Here is a 20,396-nt window from a genome sequence, read left to right as displayed (position 1 = left end):
AATACTCCGTTAGTTATTATTTTTGTAGTAGTGATAAGGTGGCTTGTCGAGCAGCATCTGGATCGCGAGCAATAATGCCATCAACGATTTGTTGGTGAGCATCAAGTTTTAAAATACGTTCACGCGTAACAACACGGAAGTAGTTTTCAAATACCGCTTTAAACAAGTTACCAAACGGACTAATAAAATGATTTCCAGAGGAAAAATAAATCAGTTGATGGAAACGTGTGTCGACTTCAATCCAATGTTCTTGATCGAAGTTATCGCCCATTTCATGCATTTCAGCCAACAGCTTTTGTAGCTCTTTACGCTCCTCATCTGTTGCGTGAATAGCTGCTAATGCTGCCGCTTCTGGCTCTAACATTAAACGCGCTTGTTGATATTCCTCTAATAATTCAGAATCGGCATCAAAATCTAACCAAGCCAGTAAATCTTGATCAAGATAGTTCCAATTCTTTTTCGGCATCACGCGTGTACCAATACGTGGCCGAGGCAACACCATTCCTTTGGCAGCCAACATTTTGATTGCCTCACGAACAGCTGTACGGCTTACACCATACATGTCACCTAATTCGACTTCACCCGGTAAAATATCACCAGGCGCTGTTTCTCCCGCCAAAATACGGCGGCCTATAGACTCAGCTAATCGATAAGATAAATTTCGGTTGGCAACAATGCGTTGCTGCTCTTGCTCCATACATCCTCTCCAAAGGCTTCTTTTATAATATGGTTATTCCATAAAATATGTGCAGTGTAATACACACATCGTATTACAACATAAACGGATCTGAATACGCCAAGCGAAAGCACTTTTACTATTCTTTTTTTACGGCATGCTTAATCAACCATCTTAATGCTTCAATCTTAGCATTTTAGCGGCTACTTTTTACTCGACTTTTAAAATTGCTATTGTTATTCTCAGCGCAAACTAATTAACAACCAAGCGATATACTGATGGATGGGGTAAACCCAGTAGGGAATTTTCCCTTCAGCGATCAGCTTGCTAACTTCCGGCCATGGATGAGCCTGACAACAGGTGATTTATGCGACCAGCATCTCCCGTCAGGTATGTAAGTACCCCTCGTAGCCCTTCACGCCTTCGTGCAACGGCTCATGCTCCACATTTTAAAACGAAACAGACAGCCGTTGTTGAGATTTCATTGACGAATAACGATATAAAACTAAAGCGTGATGAGTTAGAGACTCAAATACAGTCATTAATCGCCAAGCAAAATATCGCGTAATGATAATAAAACGATTGAGATAAAGCAGCTTCGGCTGCTTTTTTTACTTCGTTTTGTCATTACAACACCGCACAACAGATTGTAACCCCGTGTGCTTTGTTATAATTTACCCCTATTAAAACTATGACAATTTGCTCGTAATAACGATCACTCAGCCTCAACTACGGAGTCACTATGAAAACGCATCGCGTCAATGAGCTCATCGAACTGCTTCATCCTGAATGGCAAAAAGATCCTGATCTAAATTTAGTGGAGTTTTTATTAAAGCTGGCTGAAGAAGCAAAGTATAACGGCCCATTAGAGTCACTCACTGATGATGTACTGATTTATCATTTGAAGATGCGTAACAGTGATAAAGACGCCATGATCCCTGGGCTTGCAAAAGATTGTGAAGATGATTTCAAAACCGCTATCTTACGCGCTCGCGGTATTATTAAATAATCTCACTATTATTTAACGTTAAAAGCCAGTGAATATTCACTGGCTTTTTTGTGCCCAAACCACCAGTTTAAGCACTGATTTTAGGCTGAACCATCGCCTTGCGTTACAATTATGTTATTAACAAAGCGTGATACATATTAATGGTTAACACTCAGCGCCGACACTCGATTTATTCGTCGTCTTCGCTAAACTAATGACAACACATGTTCGCTAGGGCGGGAGAGATCTACCCCTGAATTCTCGTTATCTCAAGATTAAGGTAAACTGCAGCCTTAATTTCCATCTTTAAGGCTGTTTCATGGAAAAAAACGATTTTTGTTTTTCGAATCTCACACCTGATTTGCTACTTGATGCCTTAGATAGCATTGATGTTCGTGCAGAATCAGGATTACTGGCTCTCAATAGTTATGAAAATCGGGTCTACCAGTTTAAAGCAGAAGATGGCGCACGTTATGTCACCAAGTTCTATCGCTCAGAACGTTGGAGTGATGAGCAAATTGAAGAAGAGCACCAATTTACACAAGAATTGGCTGACAATGAAATTCCTGTTGCCGCACCTCTAAATATCAATGGGAAAACACTACATACCTTTAATGGTCATCGTTTTGCTTTATTTCCAAGTGTCGGCGGTCGACAATTTGAAGTCGATAATTTTGACCAATTAGAATGGGTCGGTCGCTATTTAGGTCGCATTCATCTCGTGGGGCAACGCCAGCCTTTTCAACACCGTCCAACCATGGGTCTGGATGAATACGTCTATCAGCCTCGAAAATTATTAGAGCACAGTCAGTTTATACCCGATCATCTTAAGAATGTTTTTTTTGCCGATCTTGATCTACTGATTAAAAACCTTGAACAGCATTGGTCGTCTGATTGGCAAGCGATTCGTCTTCATGGTGACTGTCACCCAGGTAATATTTTATGGCGTGATGGCCCAATGTTTGTCGATCTTGATGATGCCCGTAATGGTCCTGCTGTCCAAGATTTATGGATGCTATTAAACGGTGAGCGCGCCGATCAACTAGCCCAACTGGATACGTTACTTGAAGCTTATGGTGAATTTGCAGATTTTGATCAACGTCAATTGCAACTAATCGAGCCTTTACGCGGTCTTAGAATGGTGCATTATATGGCATGGTTAGCAAAACGATGGCAAGATCCTGCATTTCCCCGTGCATTCCCTTGGTTTGCTGATGCAAAATACTGGGAAGGGCAAGTTCTTGCATTCAAAGAACAAATTGCCTCGCTGCATGATGCACCATTACAACTCATGCCACAGTGGTAAACACAAAAACGTATTAACATAAAAATTCAGGTTATATTTATAACCGTGATAAGGATAATCAGGGAGTTATATCAATGTTCAAGAAGTTACTCACGCTAGCTAGTGCAGCGTTACTATCATTTTCAGTGCACGCCGCAAAATTTACTGAAGGTGATTACTACAAAGTTCTCGATCTACCAAAATCTGAAACCCCCATTGTGACTGAGTACTTCTCTTTATACTGCCCGCATTGCTATCAGTTTGAACCTATGATCAAACAGCTAAAAACTAAATTGCCTGAAAATGTAAAGTTCCAAAAAAGGCATGTTTCATTCATGGGCGGCCCAATGGGTAAAGTAATGAGTAAAGCCTTCGCGACTTCTGTGGTATTAGGTGTTCAAGATAAAATGGTACCGGTGTTCTTTAACCGTATCCACACCATGAACAAGCCACCACGTAATGAAGAAGAAGTGCGTCAAATCTTCATTGATGAGGGAGTTCCTGCGGCTGAATTTGATGGTGCATATAATAGCTTTGCAGTAAATTCAATGGTAAGCCGTTCTGATAAAGCCTTTGAAGATGCAGGCTTAACCGGTGTGCCTGCTGTTGTGGTTAACAACAAGTACCTTGTACAAACAGGTAAAATCAAATCAGCGAACGAATACTTTGAGTTAGTAAACTACTTACTGAAAAAGTAATATCATCTAAAAATAAAAAAGGGCTGTAATGCCCTTTTTTATTATCCAAATAACGACACTTTTTGTTATATAACTTGGCTATTAATCTGCTTAAGCAGCCTATCCATTGCGCGATAGCCTAACGCTTCCGCTAAGTGCCCTCGAGAGATATCAGGCTCTCCCGCCAAATCCGCTATCGTACGCGCCACTTTAATGATTCGATGATAAGCTCGTACCGATAAACCTAACTGATGAAGCGCATTTTCTAAAAATGCCGCATCAGCTTGCTGAAGTGGGCAATACTGCTCTAACTCTCGCGTCGATAACAGCGCATTCACCTTACCACTGCGAGTCAACATTAGCTGACGAGCATGATCGACCCGCGCTTTAATCGTTACTGTTGAATCACCTCGATCTCCCCCTTTAGTTAACGTTCCTCGGGGTAGAGCAGGGATCTCAATCGACATATCAAACCTATCAAGTAATGGGCCACTCAACCGACTTAAATAACGTAATATCGCCTGTGGGTTGGTACGTGTTTGGTTACCGTCATAATACCCAGAAGGGCTTGGGTTCAGCGCACCGATCAATTGAAATCGCGCAGGAAACGTTGTTTTACTGGTCGCACGAGAAATCACAATATGACCTGACTCTAATGGCTCGCGTAAAGAATCTAAAACTTTACGTTCAAATTCAGGCATCTCGTCTAAAAATAAAAGCCCATTGTGCGCCAACGATATTTCTCCCGGTTTAGGTACCGAACCACCGCCCACTAATGCCGCCATAGAGCTCGAATGGTGTGGCGTACGAAAAGGCCTTTTTAACCAATTTCCTTGGTGTAAGGATTGTGGTGTGAGCGAGGTGACGGCCGCGGTTTCTAACGCTTCCTCATGACTCATCGGCGGCAGTAAATCACATAACCTTGATGCCAGCATAGTTTTTCCCGTCCCCGGAGGACCGAGGAACAAAACATTATGACCGCCGGCGGCGGCTATTTCTAACGCACGTTTCCCTTGTTGCTGCCCGATAATATCTTGCATATCTCGCTCTAAAGGAGCCGCAGTTTCTTTAAGCTGCTCACTAAAATTTAATGCTAATTGTTGTTGGCCGCATAAATAGCCACAAACGGCTAATAGATTGGATGCTGATTTATGAACCTCTTTACCGACGAGAGCCACTTGATCGCCATTACTGTCAGGCACCACAAAGCAACGCTTCGCCTTTAATGCAGCTAAAGCGGCAGGCAGTGCCCCCTTTACAGGTCGTAACTCTCCCGATAATGCTAATTCACCGATAAACTCATGCTCTGATAATTTATCTGTTGGGATCTGACCTGATGCCGCTAAAATACCTAACGCTATAGGTAAATCAAATCGTCCTCCTTCTTTAGGCAAATCAGCAGGGGCTAAGTTGACAGTGATACGTCGTGATGGGAACTCAAAATTCGCATTAATAATTGCACTTCGAACCCGATCTTTAGCCTCTTTTACCGTAGTTTCAGGTAGCCCTACTAATGTAAAACTTGGCAACCCATTACTTAAGTGGACTTCTACCGTTACAGGTGGAGCCTGCACTCCCACACAAGCTCGACTATGAACAATCGCAAGCGTCATGAACCATCACCTCACTGAGATAAAAAAACATTCGTTAATGAAATATTTATTTTTAGTTTCATAAGATGCCTGTAAATGCAGCTCGTTTGCTAAAAAAACCACAGTTTTTGCTTGTCATGCGATAGATGTCTGTGTTACCACTAACATATAGCAACAACTAGACAACAAAAGTTGGACAAATATACATGCGCTTAACAACATCCCTCGTACTCATTATTAAAGTCATTGTGGTGATTATGTCACCGCAGCGGGGATTTGCTGGCGCAAAGTAGCGCAAAGACGCAAACAAAAAGCCCCCGCACTGAGAAGTTCGGGGGCTTTTTTCAACAAATGGATTTGAGTAATCGTTATCATCTCAAATAGATCTCGCAAAGCAAGCAAGGAGCTGCGATGACAGGGGCAGAATTAGTCGTAAAAGCGCTGCATCAGCAGGGTATCAAAACCGTATTTGGTTACCCAGGCGGTGCCATCATGCCAATTTATGACGCGTTATATGATGGTGGAGTAGAGCATATCCTCTGCCGTCACGAACAAGGAGCAGCAATGGCTGCTATTGGTATGGCCCGATCCACCCAAGATGTCGCTGTCTGTATGGCAACATCAGGTCCAGGTGCCACAAACCTCGTCACTGGACTTGCTGACGCCTTTATGGATTCAGTCCCCCTAGTTGCGATCACTGGACAAGTTGCCAGCACCCATATTGGAACCGATGCCTTCCAAGAAATGGATGTGATTGGGATGTCTTTATCATGTACCAAACACAGCTATCTGGTCACCGATATCAATGAACTTGCACCAACCCTTGCTGAAGCATTCGTAGTCGCTAAAGCTGGTCGTCCGGGCCCTGTTATTGTCGATATAGCCAAAGATGTACAGCTTGCACAAGCGCCAACCGAATTACTCCCCCCAATTGAACCACCAGCGGTTCCAACGGTTAATAGTGAAGCTATCACTGCAGCTCAACAATTATTAGATCAAAGTCATCGTCCCGTAATGTATGTCGGTGGTGGGGTGCAAATTGCCCATGCAACCGATACGTTACGTCAATTTTTAAACCTTAATCCAATGCCTTCGGTCAGTACTTTAAAAGGCTTAGGGTCTATTGAACGCCATGATCCCCATTACCTTGGCATGCTTGGTATGCACGGCACAAAAGCAGCCAACCTAGTGGTACAAGAAGCGGATTTATTAATTGTGGTTGGCGCCCGATTTGATGATCGCGTAACCGGAAAATTGGATACCTTTGCGCCACATGCAAAAGTAATTCATATTGATATTGATGCCGCTGAATTTAGTAAATTACGTCATGCTGATGCGCCATTACGTGGCGATATTAATACTATTTTGCCTCAGTTAGAGCTGAGCCAAGATATCAGCCGTTGGCTCACTCACAGTGAACATATTCGTAAAATAGGTAAATGGCGCTATGACCATCCAGGCGATCTGATTTACGCACCATTACTGCTTAAACAATTATCAGATATGATGCCTGATAGCAGCATGATATCGACTGATGTTGGTCAGCACCAAATGTGGGCTGCACAGCATATTCAACCTCGTGCGCCACAAAACTACATTACATCAGCCGGCCTTGGTACGATGGGATTTGGTTTACCTGCAGCAATGGGAGCCAGTGTTGCCCGTCCTGATGATCAATCTATTCTGATCTCTGGTGATGGCTCGTTTATGATGAATGTACAAGAATTGGGAACCTTAAAGCGCCGCAGTATTCCCGTCAAAATGGTACTTATCAATAACCAGCGCTTAGGTATGGTACGTCAATGGCAATCGCTATTTTTTGATGGCCGCCACAGTGAAACCATCCTAGATGATAACCCTGATTTTGTGATGTTAGCTAAAGCGTTTGATATTCCGGGAAAAACCATTACTCGCAAAGAAGAAGTGGCTCCTGCACTGGAAGAAATGCTCGCCAGTAAAACCGCTTACTTACTGCATGTGCTAATTGATGAAGAACAAAATGTATGGCCACTGGTTCCACCGGGTGCTGCAAACCAAGATATGCTGGAGAACACCTAATGGAAAGATATTTACTCAACATTACCGCTAATGATAAGCCTGTATTACTTGAGCGAATTTTACGTGTGATCCGCCATCGTGGCTTCATCATAAAAAAAGTCGATGCAACACAAAATCATCACAGCAAGATAGCCAGAATCGAAATTATCGTCGATAGTACTCGTCCTATATCGACGCTTATCAACCAAATTGAAAAACTGTGGGACATCATCAGTGTAGAGACTTCCCCCCTGCAGTTACTGGATTAAATTTTAGAAAGGAATTCAACATGGCAAATACAGCAGATTACATTTGGTTTAACGGTGAAATAGTGCCTTGGGCTGATGCTAATGTTCACGTTTTAACCCACGCAATGCACTATGGTACTTCAGTATTTGAAGGGATCCGTTGCTACAACACGCCAAAAGGCCCAGCCATTTTTCGTCATGAAGAACATATGGTACGGCTAAAAAATTCGGCAAAAATTTATCGCTTCCCAATCCCATACAGCTGCGATGAACTAATGGAAATTTGCCGTGAAACGATCCGAGTCAATAAACTCGATTCTGCTTACATTCGCCCATTGGGTTATGTGGGGAATGTTGGCCTAGGGGTTTGTCCTCCCGTTGATACAAAAATGGATTTGATTGTTGCCGCTTTCCCTTGGGGCTCTTACTTAGGTGAAGAAGCACTGGAAAATGGCGTTGATGCGATGATTTCTAGCTGGAATCGTGCCGCGCCAAATACTATTCCAACGGCTGCAAAAGCAGGCGGTAACTACCTATCATCACTACTGGTTGGTAGCGAAGCACGTCGCCATGGTTACGCAGAAGGGATCGCATTAAGTGTTGATGGTTATCTATCAGAAGGCGCTGGTGAAAATATCTTTGTCATTCGTAACGGCGTTCTTTCAACACCACCAACAACTAGCGCAATTTTACCCGGCATCACCCGTGACACGATTATGATCCTAGCTAAAGAACGGGGTTACGAAGTACGTGAAGAAAACATTGCTCGTGAAGCACTTTACCTTGCCGATGAAATCTTCATGACAGGGACAGCAGCTGAAATCGTACCGGTACGCAGTGTGGATCAAATTACCGTCGGTGAAGGTAAACGAGGCCCTATCACCAAAGAGCTGCAAGCCGCTTACTTCGGTCTGTTCAATGGTGAAACAGAAGATAAATGGGGCTGGTTAGATTACGTTTATCCACAAAAGTAATTGCCCTTCACAACCCAACCAATACATATCAAAACTGTCGCTAATGCATTAGCGACAGTGCTCAAAAAGGATTTTCTGTTATGCCTAAATACCGTTCTGCAACCACAACCCATGGCCGAAATATGGCTGGTGCTCGTGCGCTTTGGCGTGCCACTGGCGTCAAAGATGAAGATTTTGGTAAGCCGATTATTGCCGTTGTGAACTCGTTTACCCAATTTGTTCCCGGTCACGTCCACTTAAAAGATCTCGGTCAATTAGTCGCAAAGCAAATCGAAGAAGCGGGCGGTATTGCCAAAGAGTTTAATACCATTGCTGTTGATGACGGCATTGCGATGGGGCATGGCGGTATGCTGTATTCACTCCCATCACGTGAGCTTATTTCAGATTCTGTTGAGTACATGGTGAATGCCCACTGTGCCGATGCGATGGTATGTATCTCAAACTGTGACAAAATCACCCCTGGAATGTTAATGGCATCACTTCGCTTAAATATTCCGGTTATTTTTGTTTCTGGCGGACCAATGGAAGCCGGTAAAACCAAGCTTTCAGAGCAAGTGATCAAGCTCGATTTGGTTGATGCAATGATCCAAGGTGCCGATCCTAAAGTATCTGATGAGCAAAGTGAGCAGATCGAACGTTCAGCATGCCCAACTTGTGGTTCGTGCTCTGGTATGTTCACGGCGAACTCCATGAACTGTTTAACCGAAGCGCTTGGTTTAAGCCAGCCGGGTAACGGTTCAATGCTCGCAACACACGCAGATCGCGAGCAGCTATTTATTAACGCGGGTAAGCGTATTGTTGGTCTAACTAAGCGTTACTATGAGCAAGACGATGAAACCGCATTGCCACGTAACATTGCCAATAAAAAAGCCTTCGAAAATGCGATGGCATTAGATATTGCAATGGGGGGATCAACTAATACCGTTTTACACCTTTTAGCCGCAGCGCAAGAAGGTGAAATTGATTTCACCATGACCGATATTGATCGCATGTCTCGTATTGTTCCACACCTCTGTAAAGTTGCACCATCAACACCGAAATATCATATGGAAGATGTTCACCGAGCAGGTGGCGTTTACAGTATTTTAGGTGAACTGGATCGCGCAGGTCTCTTCCATAACGATTGTCACAATATTCTGGGTGAAACCTTTGCCGAAAGCTTCAAACACTACGATATTAAAGTAACGGATTCAGAAGAAATTAAAACGTTCTTCCGCGCAGGTCCTGCAGGTATCCGTACCACGCAAGCATTCTCGCAAGATTGCCGTTGGGAAACGCTTGACGATGATCGAGAAAATGGCTGTATTCGTAGTAAAGAGTTTGCCTTTAGCCAAGATGGCGGTCTTGCTGTACTGTCAGGCAATATGGCACTTGATGGCTGTATTGTTAAAACCGCAGGCGTTGATGAAAGTTGCTTAACCTTTACAGGTCCTGCCGTTGTGTTTGAAAGCCAAGATACCGCTGTTGAAGCGATTCTTGCAGGTAAAGTGAAAGCAGGCGATGTCGTGGTTATTCGTTATGAAGGACCTAAAGGTGGCCCTGGTATGCAAGAAATGTTGTACCCGACCACTTACCTTAAATCTATGGGTCTTGGCAAAGAATGTGCGTTGATCACTGACGGTCGATTCTCTGGCGGTACCAGTGGCCTATCTATTGGTCACGTTTCGCCTGAAGCAGCAAACGGTGGCACGATTGGCCTGATCGAAAATGGCGACATTATCGCCATTGATATTCCAAACCGTAGCATTGAGCTCAATGTCGATGATGCAACCCTCGCGGCACGTCGTGAAGCAACGAACCAACGCGGTTGGAAGCCTGTCGATCGTGAACGTCAGGTTTCTTTTGCCCTAAAAGCCTATGCCAACCTCGCCACCAGTGCAGATAAAGGCGCAGTGCGCGATAAGTCTAAACTAGAAGGATAATCATCATGAGCGAAGTGAAACAGGCCACGGATGAAGTGCTACTTAGCGGAGCCGACTATCTTCGCAATATCCTTCGAGCGCCAGTATATGAGGTGGCACAAGTCACCCCATTGCAAAATATGTCTCGTCTGAGCGCAAGGATTGCAAATCAGATCCAACTAAAACGAGAAGATCGCCAGCCGGTTCACTCGTTTAAGTTACGTGGCGCTTATAACATGATGTCGCAGCTGACTGAGCCGCAAAAAGCGGCAGGAGTGATTGCAGCCTCTGCCGGTAATCATGCACAAGGTTTAGCCTTATCGAGCCAGCAACTCGGGGTTAAAGCCACGATTGTGATGCCACGTACGACACCTGATATCAAGGTGGATGCGGTACGTAGTTTTGGTGGTATTGTCGTGCTGCATGGCAGTAATTTTGATGAAGCTAAGGGTTATGCCGAACAATTAGCGCAACAACACGGCTATACCTTTATCCCTCCTTTCGATCACCCATCGGTGATCGCAGGACAAGGCACAATTGGTATTGAGTTGGTGCAACAAAATGGTCATCTTGATTGTGTTTTTGTACCGGTTGGTGGCGGTGGTTTGGCGGCAGGCGTTGCCGTTTTACTCAAACAGCTACTACCTGAAATTAAAGTGGTTGGGGTTGAGGCTGAAGATTCTGCCTGTTTAAAAGCAGCGCTTGATGCAGGCCAACCAGTCACATTAGATCAAGTCGGCATGTTTGCTGATGGTGTAGCTGTGAAACGTATTGGTAGTGAAACTTTCCGTTTATGTCAGCAATACCTTGATGATGTTATCACGGTCAGCAGTGATGAAATTTGCTCGGCGGTTAAAGATATCTTTGAAGATACCCGCGCGATTGCTGAACCTTCGGGGGCACTTTCTCTTGCTGGGCTAAAAAAATACGTCGAGCTGCATCAAATCCTCGATCAGCAACTTGCTGCGATTTTATCAGGCGCAAACTTGAATTTTCATGGTCTACGCTATGTTTCAGAACGTTGTGAGTTAGGTGAAAAACGTGAAGGGTTATTAGCCGTTACGATCCCTGAACGTCCGGGGGCTTTTCTTGATTTCTGCCATTTGATTGGGGGGCGGGCGGTAACCGAATTTAACTACCGTTATAACGATGATGCGCTGGCCAATGTTTTTGTCGGTGTGCGTTTAATGCAAGGCCAAGAAGAACTTGATGGCATCATTAAAGATCTGCGAAAAGGCGGATATCCGGTGGTCGATTTATCTGATGACGAAATGGCGAAAGTCCATGTTCGTTATATGATTGGGGGTAGACCATCAAAACCGCTTAAAGAACGTTTATATAGCTTTGAGTTCCCTGAATACCCAGGTGCACTTATTCGCTTTTTAAATACCCTTGGTTGTCATTGGAATATTAGCTTATTTAATTATCGTAATCATGGGGCAGATTATGGTCGTGTTTTATGTGGCTTTGAACTTGAAGACAAAGATTTGCTGTCATTTACTAGCCACTTACGCGAATTGGGCTATCAATGGAAAGACGAAACAGAAAATCCAGCCTATAAGTTTTTTCTTGCTCAGTAATGAATAGTCCCTAACAAAAAAAGCAGCGTAATCGCTGCTTTTTTTATAACAATCAACATGATTAACGACTGTTTGAAACATATTCAAGGCAACAGGAAATCAAATTAATATTTTGTTCGATCATTTTTTGGCGTAAAGGAGAAGGTACCTGCGCATACATAACCGATAATCGATTGATATCACCATATTCAGGTGTATTGTCGTCTGAAATAAACCAATGCAAAGGACGCCCTGTTATCTTTGCTATATTCATTAGCATTAATATTCGAGGCTCTGTTTTCCCCGACTCTACATCAAGGTAAGTTTGACGAGCAACACCTAGCTGCTTAGCCATACTCACTTGAGTGACCCCTTTCCATTCTCTCGCTTCTCGAATCTTTTGTGCAATATGCGCTATTTCTGTTATTGCGTTATTAATCTCACGCTCAACACTATATTCACTCATCATCGACATTTATACCGCACTAAACCCATAAACTTTGTTTAAACTATTCTTCGCTAAAATAGATGTCTATGGGTGCTAGTACAAAAATGTGATACGCCATATTCACTGTCATCAAATATAGACAATAAAAAGATCGAAATGAACAATTAAGTAGGCACCAAGGAAGATCGTTATTCGCTACTTATTTTTATGTGTTAAAGCACGGGTGTATTCCGCCATAAAACTCGCTAAGTTGATACATTGCTGCAAAATAACGTGGCGAGCAGAATGTGGCAAGTGACTAAAAAATTGCAATAAGCGATCAATTTCTTCCTTATACTCACTTTCTAAAATTTCAATCCCTTCATCACCATAAACAAACCAAGTTAATGGCCTCTCAGTGATCTCCGAGATCTCAGACAATAATCGTACTTTAGGCTCTGTTTTTCCGGTCTCTAGATCAAGATACGTTTGGCGAGCGACTTTCAACTGCTGGGCCATATGTACTTGGGTTAATCCTTTCCATTCACGAGCCTCCTTGATCCTAGCGGCAATCTTTGTCTTTGGCTCTGTCATACACCTTCTCCAATCAGATAGTGAAGAACGCTTCACTATTTGTTGCAGTGCAGATGATGAGCCAATTTTTCATTTTTTTTAATTCTTAATATTCAATAAGATAAAATCAAAGCAGACTTTTATTCTTAATTTGAATCGCACATCGTATGGATAATCAGGCATTTTTTTATTTCGCAACACGGTAAACGTTATCAAGAGTACCGATAAAAAAGACGCAAGTTGCGCCTTTTCTCATTTGACATTACTCAACAGTCACCGCTTTGGCTAAATTACGAGGCTGATCAACATCAGTACCTTTAATTAAAGCCACGTGATACGACAACAACTGCATCGGAATGGTATAAAAAATCGGTGCGATGATTTCATCCACACTGGGCATGGTCATGATTTTCATGCCGCTGGTCTCTTCAAATCCAGCTTCACTATCGGCAAACACATACAGTAAGCCACCGCGAGCACGTACTTCTTCAATATTAGATTTGAGCTTTTCTAATAAATCATTGGTAGGTGCCACCACGATAACAGGCATTTCAGCATCAACTAACGCAAGTGGGCCATGCTTTAATTCACCAGCCGCATAAGCCTCTGCATGAATGTACGAGATCTCTTTTAATTTAAGTGAAGCTTCAACAGCAATTGGGTAGAACTCACCACGACCTAAAAATAATGCATGTTGTTTATCGCTGAATTCTTCAGCCAATAGCTCAATCGACTTATCAAGCGTTAATGCTTTCTCAATAAAGCTTGGTAATTGCTGTAGTGAATGAACGATTTTTTCTTCTTGCTCATTATCAATCGTACCTTGCTGCTTACCTAATGCAGTTACAAGCATTAATAACGCGACTAACTGCGTAGTAAACGCTTTAGTTGATGCGACCCCAATTTCAGCCCCCGCGCGGGTCATAAAAGCTAAATCAGATTCACGTACCAAAGATGAGCCTGCAACATTACAAATTGTCATCGCAGCCATATAGCCTTTTTCTTTTGCTAAACGCAGTGCCGCTAAGGTATCTGCTGTTTCACCTGATTGAGAAAGGGTGATCAGTAAGCTATTTGGACGGGTAACAAATTTGCGGTAGCGAAATTCAGAGGCAATTTCAACATCACAGCTAATTCCTGCAATAGATTCAAACCAGTAACGTGCCACCATGCCCGCGTTATAGGAGGTACCACAAGCAATAATTTGAATATGCTCAACATGATCAAAGATCGTTTTCGCTTCATTACCAAAACTTTCCAAGATCACGCGATTGTTGCGGATCCTGCCTTCCATGGTATTGATCAGAGCGCTTGGCTGCTCAAAGATCTCTTTTTGCATATAGTGACGATAATGACCTTTATCCGTATCATCATGTTGAATATGAGATTCGGTGACTTCACGTTCAACCAACTCATCTTGTTGATTATACACTCGAATATCACGACGGGTGACTTCGGCAACATCACCTTCTTCTAAAAACATAAAGCGACGAGTCACATTCAGCAAAGCCAATTGATCAGACGCAATAAAGTTTTCACCTACACCTAATCCGATCACCAACGGGCTACCAGAGCGCGCAACAACCAAACGTTCCGGATCGCGACTATCCATCACTACGGTACCATAAGCGCCTTCTAGTTGAGCAACAGCTTGCTTCACAGCGGCTAATAAAGAATCGGCAGTTCGCAGTTCCCACTCAACTAAATGTGCAATTACTTCAGTATCGGTTTGAGAATGAAACACATAACCTCGTTGTTGTAATAGATCACGCAATGCTTGGTGATTCTCAATAATCCCATTATGAACAATCGCTATATGCTCACCAGAGACATGAGGGTGGGCGTTAGCTTCTGAGGGTTCGCCATGTGTTGCCCAACGTGTATGCGCGATCCCCGTTCCACCAATAACTTGCGTTTCATTAACCGCCTCAGCTAAGGCTTGAACTTTCCCCATACGTCGTAAGCGTTGTAATTTAAATTGTTCATCAACAACGGCAAGACCTGCTGAGTCATACCCGCGATATTCTAATCGACGTAAGCCTTCGACTAAGATCTCTGCTACATCACGTTGTGCTACCGCACCTACAATCCCACACATAACTGCTATCCTTTATAACTTGTTATTATTCACTATAGGCACGAATCACGCGCACACCCTGTTGTTCTATCGCAACAGTATCAGCATCACTCATGCCATTATCGGTAATTAAAGTATCGATCCCTTGCCACGTTAACTCTAAATTCGGAATTTTTCGTCCGACCTTACAAGACTCAATCATTACCACCACTTCGCGAGAAACTTCCGCCATCACTCGACTTAGCCCCGTCAGCTCATTAAAGGTGGTTGTGCCACGCGTGATATCAATGCCATCAGCACCAATAAATAACTGATCAAAATCGTATGAACGCAATACGGATTCTGCAACTTTGCCTTGAAATGATTCCGAATGCGGATCCCATGTACCGCCCGTCATCAATAAGGTAGGTTCATTTTCAAGTGCATTTAGTGCATTCGCGACTTGCAAAGAATTAGTCATTACCACTAAGCCTTGTTTAGTGCTTAGTAGGTTAATTAATGCTGCTGTTGTACTACCACAATCAACGATAATGCGATTGTGATCTCGGATCAGATCAGCGGCAGCAATCGCAATCGCTGACTTTCGTTCTGAAACTTTTTCTTCTAAGCCAGTTGCAACTATTTCACTCGGCATAGCAATGGCGCCACCGTATCGGCGTAGCAATAAGCCAGAACTTTCTAATGCCGCGAGATCTTTACGAATTGTGACCTCAGAGGTCGAGAAGTGACTAGCAAGTGTATCCACACTAACTTCACCTTCAATACCAACCATAGCTGCAATAGCATGGCGACGTTGTTGCGTATTACGTTTAGACATAAGTTTTGAAATGATAGATTAAGTTTCAGTTTGAAACTTAGTATAGCGTTTTAAAAATTAATCGATCAATAACAAATATGCAGATTCGGTATAATTTTTCTCTCGAAATAACTACTGGAATGGAAAAGCTAGAGGAATATAGGGGCGGGGGGTGGAGCTAGACAATAAAAAAGCAGGAGAAACTCCTGCTTTAAAAATGATAACGTAATTGAAAATTACTTCTTGGTTGGGCGTTTCCAGCCTTGAATCGTTCGTGCGGGTGCGCGAGTGATCACTAACTCACCTTCTCCAACATTACGATTAATCGTTGCACCGGCACCAATGGTTGCACCGCTTGCAACTTTAACTGGGGCGATAAGTTGAGTATCAGAGCCAACAAATACATCATCGCCAATTTCAGTTTTAAATTTGTTCGCGCCATCGTAGTTACAAGTAATAGTACCTGCACCTATATTGACGTTAGCACCAATCTCAGCATCACCAAGGTAAGTTAAATGACCCGCTTTAGAGCCTTCACCTAAACGCGTTTGCTTGATTTCAACAAAATTACCCACATGCGCTTGAGCTTGAAGCTCCGTACCTGGACGTAAACGAGCAAATGGACCGACCGTACAGGCTTCACCTACCGTCGCACCATCAATCACACTGTATGGGCTGATAATTGAGTTATCATCAATCTCACAGTCTTTAAGCACACAACCGGCGCCAATCACGACGTTATCACCAATACTAACGCTGCCTTCAATCACCACGTTAACATCAATTTCAACATCGGTACCGCATTGTAATTCGCCACGTAAATCAAAACGAGCAGGATCGAGTAACATCACACCTTGCTCTAATAAACGCTCAGCTTGTTGAGCTTGGAAAGCTCGCTCAAGGCGCGCAAGTTGAATACGGTTATTTACACCTTCAACCTCAATAGGGCTTACAGGGTGCACCGCTTCGACGGCACGACCTTCATCATGGGCAATCTCAATAATATCGGTTAGGTAATATTCACCTTGCGCATTATCATTTTTAAGCGCCGCTAACCAACGCTTAAGATCACCGCCATTAGCCACCATGACACCAGTATTGATTTCTTTTATGAGCTTTTGCTCTTCAGTGGCATCTTTTTGCTCTACGATCGCAACTACGGGACCATTACGACGCACAATACGACCGTAACCACTTGGATCATCAAGAACAACGGTTAGTAAGGCAATGCCACCATCAGGCTGAGCATCAAGCAGGTTTTCTAACGTTTGTGCACTAATCAGTGGCACATCACCGTATAAAATCAATGCTTTTTCATCATCAGCAAGGTTCGGGGTTGCTTGATTAACCGCGTGTCCTGTTCCTAATTGCTCAGCCTGTAGTACCCAATTGACTGATTCTTGAGCCAATACTTGTTGCATGGTGTCGCCACCATGGCCATAAACTAAATTAATATTTTTCGCACCAAGATCATTACATGTATCAATCACATGTTTGACCATCGGCTTTCCGGCTAAAGTATGAAGTACTTTTGGCAAGTTAGAATACATACGGGTGCCTTTTCCCGCAGCTAAAATCACAGCACTAAAGCGCATGATGGGATGTCCCTCTTGATGCATAAATTTGTTATTTAATTGGTATTGTACCGTCAAGTTTCACTAGATTTAAGCGTAATTGTTTAATTCTCACTAAGAAATAACAGGTGTACCTCGCAAAAGTCTTAATAGAAAATCATTTTTGTAATAATAAATATCCCCAAACAACATCAATCAATAAGATTTTTAGCAATAAAAAAAGCGACCTTAATGGTCGCTTTTTATATTACTTTAGCGTCAGACTAGCGTGCGCGTTTAGTTAGTTCAATTACTCGAAGCTGAGCAATGGCTTTCGCTAAATCACTGGCTGCCTGTGCGAAGTCAATATCGCCATGCTGATTATGGATGCGCTCCTCAGCTTGACGCTTAGCTTCTTCTGCTTTCGCGGCGTCTAAATCAATACCACGAATAGCTGTATCGGCTAATACCGTCACTGCAGAAGGCTGAACTTCAAGCATACCGCCAGAAAGATAGATTACATCTTCCTCACCACCTTGCTTGGTAATACGTACCATGCCAGGGGTAATAGCTGTAAGTAGTGGCGTGTGACCGGCATGAATACCTAGCTCACCTTCACTACCTGTTACTTGAATATTTTCAGCACGACCAGAGAACAGACGTTTCTCAGCACTGACTACTTCCAACTGGAAAGTTATCGCTGCCATGTCGCCTCCTAATTAGCTTACAGCTTCTTCGCGTTTTCTAATACGTCTTCAATCGCACCACAGTACATAAATGCCTGCTCTGGGATATCGTCGTATTCACCCGCTAATAAGCCTTTGAAGCTACGTAGTGTGTCTTTCAACGTTACGTAGATACCTGGGTCACCAGTAAAGACTTCTGCTACGTGGTAAGGCTGAGTTAGGAAACGTTCAATCTTACGTGCACGTGATACAGCTTGCTTATCTTCTTCAGATAGCTCGTCCATACCAAGAATAGCGATGATGTCTTTTAGCTCTTTATAACGTTGAAGTAGGCTCTGAACGCCACGAGCAATGTCGTAGTGCTCTTGACCTACAACCAATGGATCAAGCATACGTGATGTTGAATCCAATGGGTCGATCGCAGGGTATAGACCTAGCGATGCGATCTGACGCGAAAGTACAACTGTTGCATCTAAGTGAGCAAAGGTTGTTGCTGGTGATGGGTCAGTCAAGTCATCGGCAGGTACGTATACCGCCTGAACTGACGTGATAGAACCAGACTTCGTTGACGTGATACGCTCCTGAAGTACACCCATCTCTTCTGCTAGTGTAGGCTGGTAACCTACGGCAGATGGCATACGACCTAGTAGTGCTGATACTTCAGTACCTGCAAGGGTGTAACGGTAGATGTTATCGATAAATAACAGTACGTCACGACCTTCGTCACGGAAACGCTCAGCCATAGTAAGGCCAGTCAATGCAACACGTAGACGGTTACCTGGTGGCTCGTTCATCTGACCGTAAACCATTGCTACTTTTGATTCTTCAGGTTTTTCGATGTTAACAACACCTGCTTCCTGCATTTCAAAGTAGAAATCGTTACCTTCACGTGTACGCTCACCAACACCTGCAAACACAGATAAACCTGAGTGTTTTAGGGCGATGTTGTTGATAAGTTCCATCATGTTAACGGTCTTACCAACACCCGCACCACCAAACAGACCGATCTTACCACCCTTAGCGAATGGACAGATTAAGTCGATAACTTTAACACCTGTTTCTAGGAGTTCAGTTACGTTTGACTGATCTTCATAGCTTGGTGCTTCACGGTGAATAGCGTAACGCTCTTGCTCACCGATCTCACCACACTCATCAATAGGTTGACCAAGAACGTTCATGATACGTCCTAAAGTCGCTGTACCTACTGGCACTTCAATTGGGCGGCCTGTGTTTTCAACAGACAAACCACGACGTAAGCCATCAGAAGTACCCATAGCGATACCACGAACAACACCACCACCAAGTTGCTGCTGAACTTCCAGTACTAGTGTACCGTTCTCTTTCGCATCAACATGAAGGGCATCGTATACCTGTGGTACAGAGTCCTGTGGAAACTCTACGTCGACTACCGCACCGATGATCTGTACGATCTTACCTGTAGCCATCGTTAATCCTCTAAACTTATTAATTCTTTGCCTTAAACAGCAGATGCGCCAGAAACGATTTCTGACAGTTCTTGTGTGATCGCAGCCTGACGGGCTTTGTTGTACACAAGTTGCAGTTCATCAATCAGATCCCCTGCATTATCTGTTGCAGCTTTCATCGCTACCATTCGTGCCGCTTGCTCACTGGCAAGGTTCTCAACCACACCTTGGTACACTTGTGATTCGGCATAGCGAACCAATAGGGTATCTAGTAGCGGTTTAGGCTCGGGCTCATAAATATAATCCCAAGAATGGTTGCGCTGCATTTCTTCGTCTTCTGACTTAGGCAAAGGCAACAATTGATCAATCACTGGTTGCTGTACCATGGTATTTACAAACTGGTTGTAAACCACATACAGACGATCCAGTTGGCCTTCATCATATTTCTTCAGCATTACGCCAACAGTACCGATCAACTCATCAACACTTGGCGTGTCACCAAGGCCTGATACTTGAGCTGCTACGTTACCGCCGTAGCTATTAAAGAATGCTGTTGCTTTAGCTCCAATTAGCGCTAAATCAACATCGGCACCTTTATCTGACCATGTTTTAATATCGGTGATCGCTTTTTTGAACAAGTTAATGTTCAAGCCACCACACAAACCACGGTCAGTTGAAACAATGATGTAACCAACGCGCTTGGCTTCACGCTCTTCAAGATAAGGATGCTTATACTCGAGGCTACCAAGGGCGATATGACCGATCACTTTGCGCATAGTTTGTGCGTATGGACGTGATGACTCCATTGCTTCCTGCGTTTTACGCATTTTAGAAGCAGCCACCATTTCCATCGCTTTAGTGATCTTTTGCGTGTTTTTAACACTACCGATCTTGTTACGAATCTCTTTTGCGCCGGCCATCGT

The 20,396-nt window shown here is 43.5% G+C and carries 19 protein-coding genes; 9 read left to right on the top strand and 10 right to left on the bottom strand.

Annotation, left to right across the window (positions count from 1 at the left end):
- Nucleotides 1–16: 16 nt before the first annotated feature.
- Nucleotides 17–697, bottom strand: a complete 681-nt coding sequence (locus C9J40_RS18530) for a FadR/GntR family transcriptional regulator (RefSeq protein WP_107208070.1) — start codon at nucleotides 695–697, stop codon at nucleotides 17–19.
- A gap of 346 nt (nucleotides 698–1,043) precedes the next feature.
- On the opposite strand from C9J40_RS18530, the gene C9J40_RS18525 reads away from it, so the two are divergent.
- The 4 genes from C9J40_RS18525 to C9J40_RS18510 all read left to right on the top strand — a co-directional run bounded on the left by C9J40_RS18525 (nucleotide 1,044) and on the right by C9J40_RS18510 (nucleotide 3,647).
- On the top strand, nucleotides 1,044–1,244 hold the full coding sequence (locus tag C9J40_RS18525; RefSeq protein ID WP_107208071.1) for a hypothetical protein: 201 nt from the start codon (nucleotides 1,044–1,046) through the stop codon (nucleotides 1,242–1,244).
- A 174-nt stretch (nucleotides 1,245–1,418) separates the two neighbouring features.
- Nucleotides 1,419–1,685 (top strand): YihD family protein, encoded by a 267-nt coding sequence (locus tag C9J40_RS18520; protein ID WP_005372361.1) that lies wholly within the window; start codon nucleotides 1,419–1,421, stop codon nucleotides 1,683–1,685.
- Nucleotides 1,686–1,983: 298 nt separating this feature from the next.
- A complete protein-coding gene (locus C9J40_RS18515) occupies nucleotides 1,984–2,970 on the top strand; it encodes a serine/threonine protein kinase (protein WP_107208072.1) in 987 nt (328 codons plus the stop codon).
- Nucleotides 2,971–3,044: 74 nt separating this feature from the next.
- On the top strand, nucleotides 3,045–3,647 hold the full coding sequence (locus tag C9J40_RS18510) for a thiol:disulfide interchange protein DsbA/DsbL (RefSeq protein WP_107208073.1): 603 nt from the start codon (nucleotides 3,045–3,047) through the stop codon (nucleotides 3,645–3,647).
- Nucleotides 3,648–3,712: 65 nt separating this feature from the next.
- On the opposite strand, the gene C9J40_RS18505 is transcribed toward C9J40_RS18510, so the two are convergent.
- On the bottom strand, nucleotides 3,713–5,239 hold the full coding sequence (locus tag C9J40_RS18505; protein ID WP_107208074.1) for a YifB family Mg chelatase-like AAA ATPase: 1,527 nt from the start codon (nucleotides 5,237–5,239) through the stop codon (nucleotides 3,713–3,715).
- Nucleotides 5,240–5,629: 390 nt separating this feature from the next.
- On the opposite strand from C9J40_RS18505, the gene ilvG reads away from it, so the two are divergent.
- The 5 genes from ilvG to ilvA all read left to right on the top strand — a co-directional run bounded on the left by ilvG (nucleotide 5,630) and on the right by ilvA (nucleotide 11,958).
- Nucleotides 5,630–7,276 carry an acetolactate synthase 2 catalytic subunit gene (ilvG, locus tag C9J40_RS18500; RefSeq protein WP_107247628.1) on the top strand — a complete coding sequence of 549 codons (1,647 nt, stop codon included), beginning with the start codon at nucleotides 5,630–5,632 and terminating at the stop codon, nucleotides 7,274–7,276.
- Complete coding sequence (ilvM, locus tag C9J40_RS18495) at nucleotides 7,276–7,524, top strand: acetolactate synthase 2 small subunit (protein ID WP_005372349.1); 249 nt, start codon at nucleotides 7,276–7,278, stop codon at nucleotides 7,522–7,524. The genes ilvG and ilvM overlap by 1 nt, the downstream gene beginning before the upstream one ends.
- Nucleotides 7,525–7,544: 20 nt before the next feature.
- Nucleotides 7,545–8,477: a branched-chain-amino-acid transaminase gene (gene ilvE / locus C9J40_RS18490; RefSeq protein WP_107247627.1), complete on the top strand. Its 933-nt coding sequence runs from the start codon at nucleotides 7,545–7,547 to the stop codon at nucleotides 8,475–8,477.
- 80 nt (nucleotides 8,478–8,557) lie between these two features.
- On the top strand, nucleotides 8,558–10,399 hold the full coding sequence (gene ilvD / locus C9J40_RS18485) for a dihydroxy-acid dehydratase (protein ID WP_107208076.1): 1,842 nt from the start codon (nucleotides 8,558–8,560) through the stop codon (nucleotides 10,397–10,399).
- A 5-nt stretch (nucleotides 10,400–10,404) separates the two neighbouring features.
- Nucleotides 10,405–11,958 carry a threonine ammonia-lyase, biosynthetic gene (gene ilvA, locus C9J40_RS18480; protein WP_107247626.1) on the top strand — a complete coding sequence of 518 codons (1,554 nt, stop codon included), beginning with the start codon at nucleotides 10,405–10,407 and terminating at the stop codon, nucleotides 11,956–11,958.
- A 61-nt stretch (nucleotides 11,959–12,019) separates the two neighbouring features.
- Here ilvA and C9J40_RS18475 read toward each other — a convergent pair whose 3' ends face one another.
- The 8 genes from C9J40_RS18475 to atpG form a co-directional block, all read right to left on the bottom strand.
- Nucleotides 12,020–12,412, bottom strand: a complete 393-nt coding sequence (locus C9J40_RS18475) for a helix-turn-helix transcriptional regulator (RefSeq protein ID WP_107247625.1) — start codon at nucleotides 12,410–12,412, stop codon at nucleotides 12,020–12,022.
- A 168-nt stretch (nucleotides 12,413–12,580) separates the two neighbouring features.
- Nucleotides 12,581–12,958, bottom strand: coding sequence for a helix-turn-helix transcriptional regulator (locus C9J40_RS18470; RefSeq protein WP_107208079.1), 378 nt, complete (start codon nucleotides 12,956–12,958; stop codon nucleotides 12,581–12,583).
- 241 nt (nucleotides 12,959–13,199) lie between these two features.
- Nucleotides 13,200–15,035 carry a glutamine--fructose-6-phosphate transaminase (isomerizing) gene (gene glmS / locus C9J40_RS18465; RefSeq protein WP_107208080.1) on the bottom strand — a complete coding sequence of 612 codons (1,836 nt, stop codon included), beginning with the start codon at nucleotides 15,033–15,035 and terminating at the stop codon, nucleotides 13,200–13,202.
- Nucleotides 15,036–15,060: 25 nt separating this feature from the next.
- The gene (locus C9J40_RS18460; RefSeq protein WP_107247624.1) at nucleotides 15,061–15,831 is read right to left on the bottom strand and encodes a DeoR family transcriptional regulator; all 771 of its coding nucleotides are present in this window, start codon (nucleotides 15,829–15,831) and stop codon (nucleotides 15,061–15,063) included.
- Nucleotides 15,832–16,046: 215 nt separating this feature from the next.
- Entirely contained in the window at nucleotides 16,047–17,405 is a 1,359-nt protein-coding gene (glmU, locus tag C9J40_RS18455) for a bifunctional UDP-N-acetylglucosamine diphosphorylase/glucosamine-1-phosphate N-acetyltransferase GlmU (RefSeq protein WP_107247623.1), read from the bottom strand.
- 242 nt (nucleotides 17,406–17,647) lie between these two features.
- The gene (locus C9J40_RS18450) at nucleotides 17,648–18,070 is read right to left on the bottom strand and encodes a F0F1 ATP synthase subunit epsilon (protein ID WP_107208083.1); all 423 of its coding nucleotides are present in this window, start codon (nucleotides 18,068–18,070) and stop codon (nucleotides 17,648–17,650) included.
- Nucleotides 18,071–18,087: 17 nt separating this feature from the next.
- Nucleotides 18,088–19,494 (bottom strand): F0F1 ATP synthase subunit beta, encoded by a 1,407-nt coding sequence (gene atpD, locus C9J40_RS18445; RefSeq protein WP_107208084.1) that lies wholly within the window; start codon nucleotides 19,492–19,494, stop codon nucleotides 18,088–18,090.
- A gap of 32 nt (nucleotides 19,495–19,526) precedes the next feature.
- Nucleotides 19,527–20,393: a F0F1 ATP synthase subunit gamma gene (gene atpG / locus C9J40_RS18440; RefSeq protein ID WP_005372328.1), complete on the bottom strand. Its 867-nt coding sequence runs from the start codon at nucleotides 20,391–20,393 to the stop codon at nucleotides 19,527–19,529.
- Nucleotides 20,394–20,396: the final 3 nt, after the last annotated feature.

It is taken from the genome of Photobacterium sp. GB-72 (assembly GCF_003026095.1).
Classification (GTDB): domain Bacteria; phylum Pseudomonadota; class Gammaproteobacteria; order Enterobacterales; family Vibrionaceae; genus Photobacterium.
The sequence above is the reverse complement of the archived record's forward strand: the minus strand, read 5'-3'. Positions and strand labels throughout refer to the sequence as shown.

What these genes read in the sequence shown, in the direction of transcription:
- C9J40_RS18530 (WP_107208070.1), bottom strand. Translation starts at nt 697, where the DNA reads ATGGAGCAAGAGCAGCAACGCATTGTTGCCAACCGAAATTTATCTTAT.
- C9J40_RS18525 (WP_107208071.1), top strand. Translation starts at nt 1,044, where the DNA reads ATGCGACCAGCATCTCCCGTCAGGTATGTAAGTACCCCTCGTAGCCCT.
- C9J40_RS18520 (WP_005372361.1), top strand. Translation starts at nt 1,419, where the DNA reads ATGAAAACGCATCGCGTCAATGAGCTCATCGAACTGCTTCATCCTGAA.
- C9J40_RS18515 (WP_107208072.1), top strand. Translation starts at nt 1,984, where the DNA reads ATGGAAAAAAACGATTTTTGTTTTTCGAATCTCACACCTGATTTGCTA.
- C9J40_RS18510 (WP_107208073.1), top strand. Translation starts at nt 3,045, where the DNA reads ATGTTCAAGAAGTTACTCACGCTAGCTAGTGCAGCGTTACTATCATTT.
- C9J40_RS18505 (WP_107208074.1), bottom strand. Translation starts at nt 5,239, where the DNA reads ATGACGCTTGCGATTGTTCATAGTCGAGCTTGTGTGGGAGTGCAGGCT.
- ilvG (WP_107247628.1), top strand. Translation starts at nt 5,630, where the DNA reads ATGACAGGGGCAGAATTAGTCGTAAAAGCGCTGCATCAGCAGGGTATC.
- ilvM (WP_005372349.1), top strand. Translation starts at nt 7,276, where the DNA reads ATGGAAAGATATTTACTCAACATTACCGCTAATGATAAGCCTGTATTA.
- ilvE (WP_107247627.1), top strand. Translation starts at nt 7,545, where the DNA reads ATGGCAAATACAGCAGATTACATTTGGTTTAACGGTGAAATAGTGCCT.
- ilvD (WP_107208076.1), top strand. Translation starts at nt 8,558, where the DNA reads ATGCCTAAATACCGTTCTGCAACCACAACCCATGGCCGAAATATGGCT.
- ilvA (WP_107247626.1), top strand. Translation starts at nt 10,405, where the DNA reads ATGAGCGAAGTGAAACAGGCCACGGATGAAGTGCTACTTAGCGGAGCC.
- C9J40_RS18475 (WP_107247625.1), bottom strand. Translation starts at nt 12,412, where the DNA reads ATGTCGATGATGAGTGAATATAGTGTTGAGCGTGAGATTAATAACGCA.
- C9J40_RS18470 (WP_107208079.1), bottom strand. Translation starts at nt 12,958, where the DNA reads ATGACAGAGCCAAAGACAAAGATTGCCGCTAGGATCAAGGAGGCTCGT.
- glmS (WP_107208080.1), bottom strand. Translation starts at nt 15,035, where the DNA reads ATGTGTGGGATTGTAGGTGCGGTAGCACAACGTGATGTAGCAGAGATC.
- C9J40_RS18460 (WP_107247624.1), bottom strand. Translation starts at nt 15,831, where the DNA reads ATGTCTAAACGTAATACGCAACAACGTCGCCATGCTATTGCAGCTATG.
- glmU (WP_107247623.1), bottom strand. Translation starts at nt 17,405, where the DNA reads ATGCGCTTTAGTGCTGTGATTTTAGCTGCGGGAAAAGGCACCCGTATG.
- C9J40_RS18450 (WP_107208083.1), bottom strand. Translation starts at nt 18,070, where the DNA reads ATGGCAGCGATAACTTTCCAGTTGGAAGTAGTCAGTGCTGAGAAACGT.
- atpD (WP_107208084.1), bottom strand. Translation starts at nt 19,494, where the DNA reads ATGGCTACAGGTAAGATCGTACAGATCATCGGTGCGGTAGTCGACGTA.
- atpG (WP_005372328.1), bottom strand. Translation starts at nt 20,393, where the DNA reads ATGGCCGGCGCAAAAGAGATTCGTAACAAGATCGGTAGTGTTAAAAAC.